Here is a 15,244-nt window from a genome sequence, read left to right on the forward strand (position 1 = left end):
GCCCGCTGGGACGGGCCGTCGACGCCACCGATGTCCTCACCGCCCACCTGCCACCGCCCGACAGCCACTCCCGATGCGCGGTGTGCCGCAACCAGCCATGGCCCTGCGACCCGTTCGACACCGCGGCCCGCGACCTCGCGGCACTGGGCGCCCCCGACCGGCGCGGCTCGACACGCCACCCCCGCCGACCACATCGCGGGCGCACCGTCGGCGGGCTGCTAGAGGTGGGGGAACGTTCCGCGGCGTTCCCCCACCTCCCGGATCACAGCGCAAGCCGCTTGCGGAAGACGCAAGCGCATCCGGCGAGGTCCCCGGTAAGACAGCCACGGACAGCACCACCGCGCGATTGCGGACAGTGACCATAACGGTACGGTTCGACAACTCACGGTCAACTGCGGCAACAAGACAGACCTGTCCGGGCAGCCGTGCAGCAGCACACCGAAGAGAAGGCATCCGTGATGACCATGGCTTCATGCCCATCGCCGGACAGCGCGACGGTGACCGCCTTCACCGACACCGCCGAGGCCGTCGCGGTGCGCAACGCGATGGTCGACAAGCTCCGCGTGGACCGCATGATCATCCGCCCTGTGGTCGAGCGGGCGTTCCGCGCGGTGCCGCGCCACCTGTTCGCCCCGGAAGCCACACCGGAACAGGCGGATGCGGCCAACAAGTCCGTGGTGACCAAACGCGGCCCCGACGGAGCGGCGTCTCCGCGCCCGCGATCCAGGCGGCGATGCTGGAGCAGGCCGACCTGCGTTCCAGGATGCGGGTGTTGGAGATCGGCTCCGGCGGCTACAACGCCGCGCTGCTCGCCGAGATCGTCGGCCCAGCCGGGCACGTGGTGTCGATCGACATCGACTTCGACGTCGTCGAGCGCGCCCGGCGCCTGCTGGCCGAGGCCGGCTACCCGGCGGTGCGGGTGGTGCACGGCGACGCCGAACACCCCATCCCCGACGAGGAGCCGTTCGACCGCATCATCGTCACCGTCGGTGCCTGGGACCTGCCGCCCGCCTGGTGGGAACAGCTGGTCGAGGGTGGCCGGATCGTGGTGCCGCTGCTGATGCGCGGCACCACCCGCACCGTGGCGCTGGACAAGGTCGAGGGCCGCCTGGTCGACCGCGACCACCAGCGGGCCGGGTTCGTGGCCATGCAGGGCCACGGTGCGAGGAGCGGGCCACCTGGGCGCGGTGCGAATGATCGCCACGCGGGTCGGCGGCCAGCTCAGCTTCGACCACAGCCACATCGTCAACGACACCGGCCATGCCCTGCTCGCCGAAGGCCTGCGGGTCGACGCCGACCTGGTGATCAACGACGCCCTCGTCCTCGGCGGCGATGATCGATGCGCGGTGAGTCTGCACAGCGCCTACATCGGCGGCCAGCTCCTCGGTGACGACATGGCGGTCGCCAACACATCCGACGCCGCGCTCACCGCCGACCTGCTGCGCGTGGACGGCGACGTCCTGCTGCGACGCACCGTGATCGTCGGGCGCGGCCACTCGGGCACGCTCGCACTGCCGGCCGCCCACATCCGCGGCCACCTCATGCTCGGCGCGAGCCGGATCACCAACCCGTCCGGACCGGCCCTGTATGCCACCAGGCTCCACGTTGGCGGCGACCTGTCATTCAGGATGGCCGACGTTCGAGGAACGAGCGAAACCGGTGCCGTCAACCTGGCCGCTGCCGAGGCCGGTCAGCTCGATTGCGACGAGCTCACTGTGCGCAACCCATCGGGCCCGTTGCTGGACCTGGAGAACGTCCGCGTACGGGATGTCATGGTCTTCCCCGCGGCCGTCGCGTGCACGACGGACCACACGCAGAACCTCGTGATGGACGGACTGGTGGTCAACGAGCTGCGAGACATCGACTGGCGCGCCTGGCTGCACCTGATCACCCACCACACCGAACGCTACCGCCCCCAGCCTTACCAGCAGCTCGCCGCCCTCGAACGCGCCGCCGGCCACGACGGCAACGCCCGACGGTGCTCATCGCACAGCAGCAAGACCTCCGCCGCCGCACTCCCGACCTGCTGGGCGGACGGTGGATGCGCCTGATCCACCGACTGTGGGGAACCCTTGCGGGCTACGGCTACCGCACACGCGCCCTCGCGCTCGCTCTCCTGCTCACCCTGATCGCGGCAGGGTTCGCCGGATACCTGGCGGGTCAGGTCCCCACCCGGCCCGGACACCACGTCGCGGAGCGCGTCGCCGCGACGGGTACGCCGTGCTCCACGGTGGAACTCGTCGGATTGGGTCTCGACCGAGGCCTACCGCTGGGAGCCACGGGTCTGCGCGCGAAATGCGACCTCGACACCTCGACCCGGGCAGGCCAGGCGTTCACGGTGGCGATCTGGATCATTCAAGCCGTGTTGTGGGGCCTGATCACCCTCGCGTTGGCGGGGTACACCAACCTGATCCGCAAACCCGGCTGAGCACGATGTGATCCTCGCCGCCGGGGTACTGGACGCACGCTGTCACCGGGCTCCAGTCGCACCGGATTCCCCGGTGGCCACGGCGTCTACACCGACGCGGTCAAGGACTCCCACGTGGTGCCCTGGGAGGGCCGGTGGGACGTGCTGACCGGATAGCCGAGCGGGCGGTCTCGCTGAGTCCGGAGAAGGCTTCACCGCCACCGCTGTGCCAGCTCCCGCTCCACCTGCCGCTGCTGCACCATCGCGGCCACGTCGAGCACCCCGCCCGTCTCCGTCGCCCCGGATGCCAGGGCCTCGATCGCCTTGGCCGGGACGATGTACCGAGTGCGGATCTTCACCGCGGGGAAGGCGTTCTCCCTGATTTCCCGGTAGATCGTGTTGGCGTCCACCCGTAAGACCTTCGCCGCCTCGCGCACCGTGTAGAACAGTGGCCTGCTCGTCGTGTCGCTCATGGCGGTGGGGTTGCATGCCCGGCTGATCGTGAAAGCGGTTCGCGACCGTGTTCACCGGATCGTGTGGTGGCCGGTGTGAGGTGTACGGAGGTGCGGGTGTCGGGGAAGTACAAGCCGTTGACGGGGCGCCTCGCCGCGCTGGCCGCCGCCGGCCGCGAGGCCGTGGAGTTTGACTTCGCCGAGGTCTCCGAGGTGGTGGACGGCCTACCCCCGACGGCGTACGACACCCGTCCGTGGTGGGCCAACAGCGGCTCGTCGCAGGGACGGTCGTGGCGTGACGCCGACTGGCACGTGGCGCGGGTGGACTTCGAACGTCGGCGCGTTCGGTTCGAGAGGGGACCGGCGCCCGCCGGTCCTCGCCGTCCTGGCTCGTCTCGGCAGGCGGTGGCGCTCGAAGTCGAGACCGACGCGGCCGACCTCGACGTGCGGGTGCGCGTGACCTGGCAGCGGGCCGGGCAGGTGCGCCTCGACGGCAGCGGCGCGTTGGTGTTCCCGACCCTGCCGCGGCTGCCTGGCGTCTACCGGATCAGCTTGACGAACGCTCCCCGACAGGCGACCCCGCTGGTGTACGTCGGCGAGGCCGACGACCTTCGCCGGCGGCTCTACGGCTATCGCCGCCCGGGCGCGGGACAGCAGACCAACCTGCGGCTGCACGGCGAGCTGCAAGCCCACCTCGCGAACGGCGGCCAGGCCACCGTCGCCGTGGCCACCACCGCGACGGTCGAGGCGTCGGGCACGTCGAGTCCACTCCCATTGGCGCGGAAGACGGCGCGCGTCCTCGCCGAGCACGCCGCGCTCGCGCTGATCTATCTCGACGGCAACGCAGTGGTGATCAACCGGGACAAGGGCGCGGACTGAGGCGGCGGCCCGGTGATCGTGATCGTCGAGTTCGCCTTGCGCCTCGCCGGGCAGGATGCGCAGCCGGCATGCGCCGGCTCGAGGTGCTCATCCGCACCTACGCCTGCATGATCAACGAACGGGGCCTGGGAACGACGTGTTTCGGGAGCAGACGGCCACCACGCACGCGGCAGTCAGGCCGATTCGCACGACTCGCCCGGTCGAGGTATACGGCGAGGAGAGGCCCCGTTGGGCCTGCCCAGGTTCGTGGTGCTGGCCGTGTCGGCGCACGACACGCCCTCGAGCAGGCGATCGAGACGTCGCACGTTCGGGTGGATAGGTGCTGTGCCCGCTCCACCCGGGGGCACGCTGAGCTGGTCAGCATTCCTGCAGCCCGGTACCCCCGTTCCCGTCGGCGGACAACCCCGACCCGTCGAAGAAGATCAAGGGCATCACGATCGCCAAGTACCGACGAATGAGGAGGAAGCCAGATGGGCGCCTGGGTTGAAGTCGAGGGCGGCGGATTGACGCCGTCCGGGCTCGCCGCGGTTGTTCACCGCGACCGAATGCGTCTTCTAGGCAGAGGGAATGACAACCGCGTCTACGAAAACGTGTCTGGTGGAGGGCCGTTCGGCAGTTGGGAACAGGTCCCCCTGGATGGATTGACTGCATCCGAACCAGCCACCACCCTCTTCCACGGAGCGGGGGTTCTGTTTGTCCGAGGTACCGACAACCGGATCTACGCCGGGGGTTTCGGCGGCGGACCAGATTACGAGGAAGTCGAAGGCGGAGGGTTGACACTTTCGGCGCCTGCTGTCCTTGCCGACGGTCGCGATTTGCACTTGTTCGTGCGCGGCACAGATGACCGCATCTACCACAACCAAGCCAAATCCACCACGCCGTTCGGCCGTTGGGCCGAGGTCGGGGGCGGCGGACTGACGCGCTCGGAGCCGGCCGCCGTCGTGGTCGGAGATGTCCTGCATCTGTTCGTGCGTGGCACAGATGACCGCATCTACCACAACCGGGCACCTCGAGGAGGGCCGTTCGGCGGCTGGGTCGGTGTCGAAGGTGGGGGCATGACCCTTGCCGGGCCGGCTCCTGTTGTTTTCAACGGCGCGGTGCACCTATTCGTGCGCGGGACCGACGACCGGATCTACCGCAACGCCAGCGACGGCGACCACTTCGGTGCCCGATGGGTTGAGGTCGAAGGTAGCGGCAAAACCCTCTCGAGGCCCGCTCCCATTGTGTTCAACGGTGCGGTGCACCTGTTCGTGCGCGGGACCGACAATCGGATCTACCGCAATCATTTGAATACTTGAGGGGTGGCTACTGCCCGAGCCATCCCGATCAGATCAGAACTGCACGACCTTCGCCATGGCTCGTTCCGGCGCTGTGCCGCTCGAAAAGTCATCGCTGCTGGTCAAGCGGCGTGTCTGTACTCGTTGATGAGGCCGCCGAGGACTCGGGTGCGCAGCAGTCTGCGGGTGTCGAGGTCATGTACTACAGCAGGGTGCTGCTGAGCTTCGGGTGGTAGTTGGTCGCGGGCTTGGTGGGGTCGGTGTCGGTTGTAGTGGTCCTCGTAGGTCTTGAGGATCTGTCGTGGGCTTCGCCGGTGATCAGGATGTGGTCGAGGGCTTCGCGTCGGATGGTGCCGATGGTCCGTTCGCAGTGGGCGTTCATCCGGGGCGCCTGCGGCGCGCTGGTGATGACGCGTAGGTCGTCGGCCTCGAAGACGGTGTCGAAGGTCTGGTCGTACTTGCCGTCGCGGTCGCGGAGCAGGAAGCACGGCGACTCCATCCGGTGTCCGAGGTCGGCGGCGAGGTTCCTGGCCTGCTGCGCTGTCCATCCCCGTGTCGGATGGGCGGTGACCCCGGTGACGTACGGGCGCCTGGTGCCGTGTTCGAGGAACACCAGCGCGTAGAGCCGTGTGCCGAGCACGGTGTCGACGTGGAGGAAGTCGGCCGCGATGATGCTCTCGGCCTGGGCGGTGAGGAACTCGCGCCAGGTCGGGCCGCAGCGGCGTGGGGCTGGGTCGACGCCTGCGGCGTTCAGGATCCGCCATACCGTCGAGCGGGCGACGCGGTGGCCGAGTCGGGCCAGTTCGCCGTGGATGCGGCGATGTCCCCACAGTGGGTTCTCCTCGGCCGGCCGTAGCACGAGCGCCTTGATCGCCGCTCGTGTCGGTGGGTGTCCGTACGTCGACGCGCGGCGTGGTCCCACTTGCGGGCTATGAACCTGCGGTGCCAGGCGAGCAGGGTGCCCGGCGTGACCGGGAAGACCTCCCGCCAACGGCGACGATCCACCAACCCGGACAGGGCGGCGAACCAGAACCGATCAGCGGGCTCGTAGCGCACCGGACCCGCCGGCTGCCGTCGAAGTACCGCGTTCTCGTGCCGCAGCACGAGCAGCTCGGCATCCTTGGCCGCCTCGCTGCGCAGCACCACCGACGGGACGGACAGCAGCTTCCGGGTCACCTCGTACAGCAGGGACACGATCACCCGGACATGCTCTCAACACGCTGACACCCACGTTCTACCAGCGACGATGACTTTTCGAGCGGCACACGGCCGAGTACGTGCTGTACGTCGTCGGTGAGCGAGACGAGGCTGCCGGAGCGCACGGCTGCTCGGCCGCCGCAGAGGCACCGCCTCCGAGGGGGTGACGGGTGGAGAAGCGCTCCGAGCTCTCCAGCTCGAACGCGGTTCTTCGCCGGCACGGTGAAAGGCTGCCGACCGACGGCAGAGCCACCTCACAGTGACCAACTCACACGCCCGGTCTCAAAGGGACACGACGAGGTGGCTCACCCGCCCGCGCTGCGTGTCACCCGCTCGTGCGCGCTATGCGGCAGAAGCGGATGTTGGGTACGTCTCCGTGTGTGTGTCGCGCTTCGCCTCGACAGCAGACTTCTGTCGATCGTGTTGCCGCGTTCTGACGGGGGGTAGCGACACGAACGTGGGCGCGAACCTTCCTACTTGTCGTGCTGTCGGCGCACCATCTCGGTGATCCAGATGGGCGCGAACGGAGACGTGCAGTTCGGTGGAGTCGGGTAGTCCTTGAGCACCTCCAGGCGCTCACCGATGTCGATCGCGCGGGCGCGGTGCTCGGCGTGCTCGATCCCGATCCGAGCCAGGCAGTTGTTCATCGCCCACTGCAGGCGATCCGGGGCGTCTTTCATCTCCGCCTCGATGACGTCGAGCAGTCCCGCGAGGTCGAGGCCCCCGGGCTGCTTCGCCACGCGCTCGGTGGTCAGCGCCCAGCCGGCACTCGCGACCACCGGATCCGGATCGGCGGACCAGGCCAGGCGCAGCTCTTCGGAGTGCGGGCTCTTCTTCACCACGTAGTTCACGAGCCAGTCGTGCACCTTGAGTGCTCGCGCCGCGCGCACCATGACCCGTCCAACTCGTCACGCTCGAACGCCTTCGGGCGGCAGATCAGGATCGCCAGCAGTCTCGCCGCGGTGTCATCCGTCTCCCAGAGCCGGCGCGCGAGTTCCTGCTGCGTCTTCAGCCGCTTCGCGACCGCGCGCAGCCTGCCGAGGTTCACACCGTGATCGTCACCGTGTTTCTCGTTCACCTCGCGTGCCCTCGGGTCCTCGAGCGCGGCCAGCTCGGCCATCACCTCGGCCACCGTCATCTCGGTCACCTCAGCCCCCTGTCCATCACGTGTGAGATTCAGCCTACGAGGAAAGCACGGTGGACCAGGCGATCAGCCCGGCTGAGGTCGGGCAGGCCGGGCCCGATCATCCAACCGAGGTGTTCGCAGTCGGTCTCGCCCGGCCGGCGGCCGGTCCAGATGTCGGTGCCGCAGTCGGCCTCGCGGCTCAGCCGTTGCGGTCCGCTGACGAGGCACCTCGCGACGTCGCAGCCGTCAGCGTGCGACTCGCCGGCTTCGCGGATGAGTACTGGCCCCACCTACGGATGGGTTCTGGCCCCACCGCAAGGCATGATCACCAGCCAGTGTTGGCCCCACGTTCGGGAACCGATCACATCGACGTCGGCGGTCATTCCCAAGCCGCCGCCCCGGAACGAGCCATAGCATGGCGGCCATGAGCAGCACCTTCCGCGACGCGATGCAGTTGATGCGAAGACGCGATCCGCAGCGTCGGAGGACGGCTTCCACATGCTCCTGCCTGTGGCCAACAAGCATGTCGATGAGCTGCTCGAAGCGTTCCGTGCGGAACGCGACGACCACGGGCTGCGCTGCTGGCTGTTGGAACTGATCGGAGAGGAGCGATCGAGCAAGGCGTTGACGGTTCTTGCCGATCAACTCCAGGCATCCGACGAATCTCTCCGAGGTCGGGCCGAGCACGGTCTTCGGCTGCTCGACAGCAAGGAGGCTCGGCGACTCCTGTGGGCATGGGGCCAGAACTCTTCCGAACTGGAATCCGAAGGGTGCGAGTGGAGCCAAAACCCGCTCCCCCGACGATCCCGGCCAACTCACCCGAACCCACCTGGAAGCTCACCCCGCGCAGCACCGGGTTGGGCCCGCAGGACTTGTGGATGTCGGTGGCGCCCGCCAGTGGGGCACTGCTCACGTGGTCACCTCCTTGAGGTCGTTGCCGCCGAAGCGGCGTTCCCGCCGTCCGTACTCGGTGATGGCGTCAACCAGATGCTGTCGGGTGAAGTCCGGCCACAGCACGTCGTCGAACACGAACTCGGCGAATGCCATGTGCCACGGCAGGAAGAACGACTCGTTCGACGCGATCGCGACAGACGCTTTCTCTTCCCGTTCGGTCAACACCTGGAACAACAGTTCGGCGCCCCGGCGGTCGAGTTCCATGTAGCCCAGTTCGTCGATGCAGAGAACGTCGACGCGGCCGTAGCGGGCGATGGTCCTGTTGAGGATCTTCTCGTCGGCGGCCTCGACAAGCTCGTTGACCAGCTTCGCGGCCAGCACGTATTTCACCCGGTGACCGGCCATGGCCGCCGCGGCGCCCAGCGCGATGAGCAGGTGCGACTTGCCGGTCCCGGAGTCGCCGATCAGACACAGCGGTTCGCCGGCACGGACCCAGGCGCAGGACGCGAGCGCATTGATCATCGCCGGGTTGATGTTCGGGTTGGCGTCGTAGTCGAAGTCCGACAACCACTTCTGGCGTGGGAATCCCGCTCCCTTGATGCGACGCTCGAACCGCCGTCGGTCGCGGTCGTCGCACTCGACCATCAGCAGATCGGCGAGGAAGCCCCGGTAGGTGAGCTGCTCGCGTTCGGCGGCGTCGGCGATCTGGGAGACCTGGGACCGGATCGAGGGAAGACGCAGCCCTCGGCAGGCTTGGTCGATGGCGGCGTCTGCGGCCTGATCAGTCATGGTGCGACGTGCTCGGCTCACGAAACTTCTCCCTGCGAGGATGACGTTTGGGGCGGTTGTCGGGTTCTGGGCCGCGCGGCGAGGCAGCAACTGGTCATAGGCCGCGACCGAGGGTGGTGGCCGCCTGTCCGGTGGCAGCGCCGGGCCGGCCAGGCGGCGCTCGGTCAGGCTGATCACCCGGCCCGAACCCGGCAGGGGCGCGGGTTCGATGTCGGCGTCGCGGCGCAGGCGGCCCGCCTTGCGCGCTTCCAGCGCCACCACGTCGCAGGTGCTCGCCCGGCGGCCAGGGCGATGGTGATCCCGGCGGGCAGGTGCCTGTGCAGGAGCAGGACTTCGATCAACGCCTGTGTTCCGGCTGAGTCGCCGTGCGCGGTGCGCGCGGCGGACATCTTCGACTCCACAACGGACGCCACCCGGTGGTACATCGACAACGCACGCCACCTGCGTGCTCTGCTGCCGCTGGTGCTCAGGCGATCCCACGAAGGCGGTGGAGTGGTTCACCGCCGCCAGGGATGAACTACCTCGCCGCGCGCCACGGCGGCCGCGCCGACGCCATGAGCGTGGCGATCGCCTGCTGCACCACCACAGCCGTCCCTCGACAGGGGTCAAGAGACCGGCACCGCCGACCAGTCGGCACGCCCGCTCCGGCACACCCACCGCGGCAGCGTGAAGAAGACGCCGTCCGGCACCGCCGCGGGCGGTGGTGAGGCATGCACCCGCCGGAGCAGGCCTCCGTCGTCGTCATGCCGCTGGTGTTCGCGGCTCGGAAGTCGAAGTGCATCATCGGGCGCTGCTGCCCGTCGACGGGCGGCCACACGGAGGCTCGGTAACCGGTCGCCTGCTGGAACACGACATAGATGGATCCCTCGGAAGCGGCGAGGTTCCGAGACACAACACTAGATCGTGAACGGACGTTGGAGTTCGAACGCGACGCTGGGCGGGTTGGTGTCCCAGAAGTAGTTCGGTGTCTGCTGGGGCGGCATGGAGGCCACTATTTGCCGGTGCAGCTCCCGGTAGTTGCCGCTGAACCGGCCATTGCTCCAGGTCTCCAGCAGGCGCTGGGTGAACAGCCCGTTCTTCACGCCGTCGAGCGAGAGCTGGTTGTCCTGGCAGCCCGAAATGAGGAGCACGGACGCCTGCGGTGGTTTCGCGTTCCGGACCTCCTTCTTGACCTCGCTGTATTCGCGCCAGCGGGCGACCTGGTCGGCGTGGGCGATGTCCGGCGGGAGGTTGCGGGTGATGGGTGACTGGTCGAGGACGACCGGACCCGTGTCCCTGAACTGGCCGACGGCCATCACCCGGGTGTCGTCCTCGAGTTCGTTGAGCACCAGATCGAGGTAATGTTGCACCTCGGGGGGCTGGACCTCCTCCGAGGCTCGGCCGCCCTGCAGTTGGGCCACCACCGTGGGCATCACTTCGCGCAGCGACTGCTCCACCTCGTCCCACCCCGGCGCGCTCCTCGTGGTGAGCATCGGTATCGGCGTGTCGAGGAAGAACCCGACGTCGCGGGCTTCCTGGAACGAGGCCGCGAACGCCTTGTAGGCGAAGACGACATCCCGGCTGACGGTGCCGCTGTGGCAGGAATCCGAGAGCATCATGATGCGCACACCGGGCCTGAATTCAGCCCACAGCGCGGAGAGTTCGTCGTCGAGCAATTGCCGGTCGTACAGCACCCAGGTTTCGTCCAGCTGGTCCGGTTCCTCGCCGGTGGCGTCACGCATCTGACTGCCGTGCCCGGAATAGGTGAGGAAGAAGAAGTCCCCGGATTCCAGTTCCCGGGCCGCGTCGCGCACCGCTCCGGTGACGTTGGCCGCGGTCGCCTGCCCGTTCAGGAGCATCCTGCTCTCGAAGCGCTGAGCCCGGGCGAGCGCCATCATGTCCCTGGCGTCGTTCTCGCATCCGCGCAGCGGCGGTACCGGCATCCCGTACGCCGCGTCGTCCACGAAATTGAGTCCCACGTGGAGGGAGCGGCCACGTGTCGCGCCCGGGGTCGGGTGGAGTGCGGTCAACGCGCCCCAGGTCTTCGGCCCGACCTTGCCGTCTTCTTCGAGGCCGTGGTCACGCTGGAACGCCCTGACCGCGTCCTCGGTGCGTTGCCCGAACACCCCGTCCACCGAGCCGGGGTCGTAACCCGCCTGATTGAGCACCAGGTGAAGCCGGCGTACGTCCTCGCCTTGCGATCCGCGCGTCAGCGTGCGCTGCGCCATCTTTCCTCCCTAGAGGCACAAGTCGGGTAGGGCGGCCCGCATCGGGCCGCCCTACCCCCGTTCGGTCAGACTGACTGCTGCGCGAACTGCTGGGCCGGCTGGCCGTACTGCTGCTGGGCCTGCTGGCCGTACTGCTGCTGCTGGCCCTGGTCCACGTAACGCTGGCCGGTGAACAGCCCGATCAGCGGAGGCACGCACTGCGTGAGCGCGGGCACCACCGCGCTGAGCAGCGGGCCGAGGACGCGCTGGGCGACCTGGGGGTCGTGCGCCCTCGCGCCGGCCAGCTCCCGCCGGCCGGGTGCGAACGCGTTGAGGATGACCGGTGCCGCCTGGACGAGCTGCGGCACGATGGACGCGATCAGCGGACCGAAGAATCGGGTCGACACCTCCTCGTCACTCTGCGGGAGGTCACGGGTGCCCTGGAGGGACGAGATGATCGACGGAACGGCCTGGAGGATCTGCGGCACCACGGCGCTCAGCACCGACAGGAAGTCCCGCTGGATCTGCTGCGGGTCCTGCGACGGGGTGATGATGTCCTGGTTCTGGGCCTGGATGCCGTTGATGATCTGGGGCACGGCGGACACCAAGGCGGGCAGGATCGAGGCCAGCACCGGCAGGAAGCGTTCCTGCACATCCGGCCCGGCCAAGGCCATGCCGGGCTGCTGCCCGAACTGACCGGGCTGTCCGAACTGGCCCTGCTGTCCGAACTGGCCGGGCTGCTGCCCGAACTGACCGGGCTGTCCGAACTGGCCCTGCTGTCCGAACTGGCCGGGCTGCTGCCCGAACTGACCGGGCTGCCCGAACTGGCCGGGCTGCTGCCCGAGCTGGCCGGGCTGCTGCCCGAGCTGGCCGGGCTGCTGCGCGAACTGGCCCGGCTGCTGCCCGAACTGACCCTGTCCCCCGTCGCCGGTGCGCTGTTGCAACGCGTCCCTGAAACCCTGCGCCATCATGTCTGCGAGCTCACGCATCTGTTGGGCCTGCCCGGACGGCGCATAGGATGTTGCAGAGGTCATGATCATGCCTTTCGTTTGACGATGATGAGCGGGCCGGCCAAAACAGGAGCCACCACTCGATAAATTGGGCAGCGTCGACTGCGCATTCGCCGGCCGAGTGCCAGAGCACGAAGTCGACCAGGACAAAATTGCCGGCTTCAGCAATGGCTTCTCGAGCCACTTGTTGAGTCTGCCACGTCGACCGCGGGCGAGGGGTCACCCAGACGTAGGAAAATTCCACGCGACCTGGTGGCGGAAAGTTGATCTGCGACCACTCGCGGAATCGATCATTCCCACATTGCGCGCAACCGCAGGCCGTGACCATTCAGCGCATCACCCGTGATCATCGCCGGGTTTCCCGCGTGTTTGCCGACGGTCCGCCTCTGGCTCGCGTGCTCGTTACGGTGTCATCGGCGGGAAAGGGGTTTGACACCAGAACCGGAACCGCCGGTGAAGGCGAGTCACTGCGCCCTCGCTGCGGGCCGATCGATGAGGCGCCCGCCGAGCACCGCGTCCTCCTGCCTGAAGTGCCACGGCCACGCCTGGGGTCGGTGACCTGCGCGAGCAGGTCGGCAACCACGGAGAAGTTCACGGCGTCGGAGGACACGACGAAAACAAGGGGAAGGTGAAGAGGCTGCGGGTCGCGGTAGCCGTCACACACCTCGTCATCGGTCTGACGCGGTCGAGCGGGTGATCGACCTTGTGGTCCCCCGGCTGCGGGACCCGCTGACCCGACTCTCCGAAACGCCACCGAACAACCATCAGCGGCGCCGAAGACCCACGAAACGTGCGCCCGGCATCACTCGGGATTTCGATTGAGTGCTGCGGAATCCGCAACGCCGTGTCGGCGCAGGCGTCATGGTGGCGGGGTGTGCAGGCCGAACATGTTCGCCAGGCATAGCGGGCCGCCGCCGACGATCAGGACTTCGGAGTGAATGCGGTCACTGCGGATGTGCTCGAGGTGGACGCACGGGTGCTCGTACACATACCCTGCATGGGCAATTCGTCCGGCTGTGACAAATGTGGACATGCCGGGCGGAAGTACACCTCGCCCATGGACTCCTCGTCCTCACCGCATGGCCGCTCCGGTAATCGGCATGGTGGCCATTGTTGACCGGTCACCGGTTCGCGGTGGGCGTCCCGGACCGTCCATTGAGGTTTCTGCTGCGCCGGCTCGATTCAGGCGAGTCGGACTTCGGCCCAGACCGTCTTGCGATCGCCGCGGGGTTGGTGTCCCCAGTCGACCGCCAGCCGGTTGACCATGAGCAGGCCGCGACCGTGTTCCGGGGTGTCGAGTCGCCCCGGGACCGGCAGCAGGCTCGGGCTGCCGTCGTCGACCTCGACCCGGACCAGGCCGCGCCCGGGCACCCGGCGCAGCCGCAGCCGTCGTGGCGCGCGGGCATGGCGGTAGGCGTTGCCGACCAGCTGCGCGGCGACCACCTGGACGTCCACCAGCCGGTCACCGCCGGTCCCGGGAAGAATGCCGGCGACCAGCCCCAGCAGCTCGTCCGGGCTGGGAGGGGTCTCGGGCAGGTCGAGATCCACCCCATCCCGAGGAAGATCGACAGTGTTCACGGCCCCCTCCAGCGCCCCTGTGGTTTCAAGGCAGAAACACGGCGGAGGTACCCGCCGCACAGCCGGCCAAACGCCCGGGCGACGTCGTCACCGAGAAGCGGCTTCCCCCGTACGGCGTCCCGACCGACCGCTACGACGCCCGCCCGCGCCGCGACCGGGTGATGCGTTCCCGAGCCGGACGCAAGGCTGGCGCGACCAGAAGACAGATCCACGCGGTCCACCACGCCCACATCACCGACTCCGTCACCGCCACGAACGCGTTCACGAGACCGGCAGCCGACAACCCCGTCACCGACAAGACCACGAGCAGGCTCGTGGGTGTTCCGCCATCGTCTCGCCCCAACACCTACCCCGCCTCCTTCCCGGTACCCGCTGCATCGGCACGCACCCACACCGGGTTACCCGAGCCGCGCTTCGCCGGAGGACACCACCGCAGCGGTCACCTCGCCGTCCACGACTCGCCTGTATAGACCCCTGGTTGAGACCGACCTCGCCCACCGTGCGGGGCCGTGTCGAGAACCGGCCTGGATCCGGACGGGCGAACCGACCCGACGAGCGGCCCGAGCGCCCGGCCGGGCGGCGCTCGGACATCGGCGACGACGGACCGGTCCGGCATACATCCGGATGTACCGGTCCGGGTGACGGCCTGGTCGTGTGGGTTCGCGGGAGGACGGTGCCGGCGGCAGTATCGAGGGTATGAAGCCGGCTGGTCGTGGTGCGGACGGGTCGTGATCCGGGTTCCGGTCGCCGTCCCGATGCTCATCGAGCGGGGCGGCATGGCGCTGCTGCTGGTGGTGCTGCCCGTCGAGGCGCTGCCGCCCGTCGACGGCGGCCCGTATCACGCCACGACCGCGCGGTGGCAGGTCGACGTCGGTCGATCCGCACCGGGGCCTGGTCAACAGGTGCCGTCGGAGGAGGGGATCCGGGCCAAAGTGGTCGACGCCTCCGAGGACGCCGCCGCGTCGCTGCCCGAGCTGTACCCGCCCAACCCGGTCGCGTTTGACGTGGGACCAGACGCCCTCGGTGGGGTTGAGGTCGGGTGCGTAGGCCGGTGGTTGGATGACGTGCAGCCAGTCGCGGCCGGCGACCAGGTGCCGCATCGCGGTGCTGATGTGGGTGTTGAGGTTGTCCCAGATCACCAGGATCTCGGCTTTGAGGTACTGGTGTGCGGCGTCGAGCAGGGCGGCGTAGTCGGTCTCGGTGAAGCTGCGGCGTTCGCCCTTGCGGGCGCGGTGGACCTTGACCCGGTATAACAGGTGCGGGCGTCGCCCGGGCCGGACGCAGAACAGTCCGGCGACGGAGATGCGGCCGGATCCCTTGCCTGACACCGGAATCACCGGGGTCTGGCCGCGAGGTGCCCAGGTCCGGGCTTTCGGCGGCCGTAGCGTGTGACCCGCCTCGTCCTCGAAGCAGATCCACGCCCCACGCTCGGCCGCTGGCCTTTGCCCG

General features: G+C 68.5%; 12 protein-coding genes and 2 pseudogenes. 5 read left to right on the forward strand and 9 right to left on the reverse strand.

The window, feature by feature from the left end; translation table 11 throughout:
• Positions 1–472 precede the first annotated feature (472 nt).
• The 3 genes and pseudogenes from ALI22I_RS54660 to ALI22I_RS13840 all read left to right on the forward strand — a co-directional run.
• Positions 473–1,141 (forward strand): annotated as a pseudogene (locus ALI22I_RS54660) (methyltransferase domain-containing protein); the annotation flags it as partial.
• A 19-nt stretch (positions 1,142–1,160) separates the two neighbouring features.
• Positions 1,161–2,051, forward strand: a complete 891-nt coding sequence (locus ALI22I_RS54665) for a hypothetical protein (RefSeq protein ID WP_274522848.1) — start codon at positions 1,161–1,163, stop codon at positions 2,049–2,051.
• The gene (locus ALI22I_RS13840) at positions 2,042–2,428 is read left to right on the forward strand and encodes a hypothetical protein (protein ID WP_077005896.1); all 387 of its coding nucleotides are present in this window, start codon (positions 2,042–2,044) and stop codon (positions 2,426–2,428) included. The genes ALI22I_RS54665 and ALI22I_RS13840 overlap by 10 nt, the downstream gene beginning before the upstream one ends.
• Before the next feature lie 191 nt (positions 2,429–2,619).
• Here ALI22I_RS13840 and ALI22I_RS13845 read toward each other — a convergent pair whose 3' ends face one another.
• On the reverse strand, positions 2,620–2,880 hold the full coding sequence (locus ALI22I_RS13845) for a helix-turn-helix domain-containing protein (RefSeq protein WP_077005897.1): 261 nt from the start codon (positions 2,878–2,880) through the stop codon (positions 2,620–2,622).
• Between the two features lie 90 nt (positions 2,881–2,970).
• Between ALI22I_RS13845 and ALI22I_RS13850 the strand changes: the two genes are divergently transcribed.
• Entirely contained in the window at positions 2,971–3,738 is a 768-nt protein-coding gene (locus tag ALI22I_RS13850) for a DUF7662 domain-containing protein (RefSeq protein ID WP_077005898.1), read from the forward strand.
• A 470-nt stretch (positions 3,739–4,208) separates the two neighbouring features.
• Entirely contained in the window at positions 4,209–5,036 is an 828-nt protein-coding gene (locus ALI22I_RS49160) for a hypothetical protein (RefSeq protein ID WP_143532187.1), read from the forward strand.
• Between the two features lie 181 nt (positions 5,037–5,217).
• On the opposite strand, the gene ALI22I_RS52405 is transcribed toward ALI22I_RS49160, so the two are convergent.
• The 8 genes and pseudogenes from ALI22I_RS52405 to ALI22I_RS53620 all read right to left on the reverse strand — a co-directional run bounded on the left by ALI22I_RS52405 (position 5,218) and on the right by ALI22I_RS53620 (position 15,210).
• Positions 5,218–5,874, reverse strand: coding sequence for a DDE-type integrase/transposase/recombinase (locus tag ALI22I_RS52405; protein ID WP_202970956.1), 657 nt, complete (start codon positions 5,872–5,874; stop codon positions 5,218–5,220).
• On the reverse strand, positions 5,766–6,215 hold the full coding sequence (locus tag ALI22I_RS52410) for a hypothetical protein (RefSeq protein WP_202970957.1): 450 nt from the start codon (positions 6,213–6,215) through the stop codon (positions 5,766–5,768). Before ALI22I_RS52410 ends, ALI22I_RS52405 begins: the two co-directional genes overlap by 109 nt.
• A 470-nt stretch (positions 6,216–6,685) precedes the next feature.
• Positions 6,686–7,359, reverse strand: a pseudogene (locus tag ALI22I_RS13865) (DNA alkylation repair protein).
• An 888-nt stretch (positions 7,360–8,247) separates the two neighbouring features.
• Positions 8,248–9,279 carry an IS21-like element helper ATPase IstB gene (gene istB, locus ALI22I_RS54670; RefSeq protein WP_274522850.1) on the reverse strand — a complete coding sequence of 344 codons (1,032 nt, stop codon included), beginning with the start codon at positions 9,277–9,279 and terminating at the stop codon, positions 8,248–8,250.
• Positions 9,280–9,917: 638 nt separating this feature from the next.
• Positions 9,918–11,228 carry a caspase family protein gene (locus ALI22I_RS13885; RefSeq protein ID WP_077005900.1) on the reverse strand — a complete coding sequence of 437 codons (1,311 nt, stop codon included), beginning with the start codon at positions 11,226–11,228 and terminating at the stop codon, positions 9,918–9,920.
• 65 nt (positions 11,229–11,293) lie between these two features.
• Positions 11,294–12,196 carry a hypothetical protein gene (locus ALI22I_RS50795; RefSeq protein WP_179118226.1) on the reverse strand — a complete coding sequence of 301 codons (903 nt, stop codon included), beginning with the start codon at positions 12,194–12,196 and terminating at the stop codon, positions 11,294–11,296.
• A 1,203-nt stretch (positions 12,197–13,399) separates the two neighbouring features.
• A complete protein-coding gene (locus tag ALI22I_RS13895) occupies positions 13,400–13,795 on the reverse strand; it encodes an ATP-binding protein (protein ID WP_143532189.1) in 396 nt (131 codons plus the stop codon).
• Between the two features lie 398 nt (positions 13,796–14,193).
• Entirely contained in the window at positions 14,194–15,210 is a 1,017-nt protein-coding gene (locus ALI22I_RS53620; protein WP_083751712.1) for a transposase, read from the reverse strand.
• Between the last annotated feature and the right edge of the window lie 34 nt (positions 15,211–15,244).

Source organism: Saccharothrix sp. ALI-22-I (assembly GCF_001984175.1).
Taxonomy (GTDB): Bacteria; Actinomycetota; Actinomycetes; order Mycobacteriales; family Pseudonocardiaceae; genus Actinosynnema.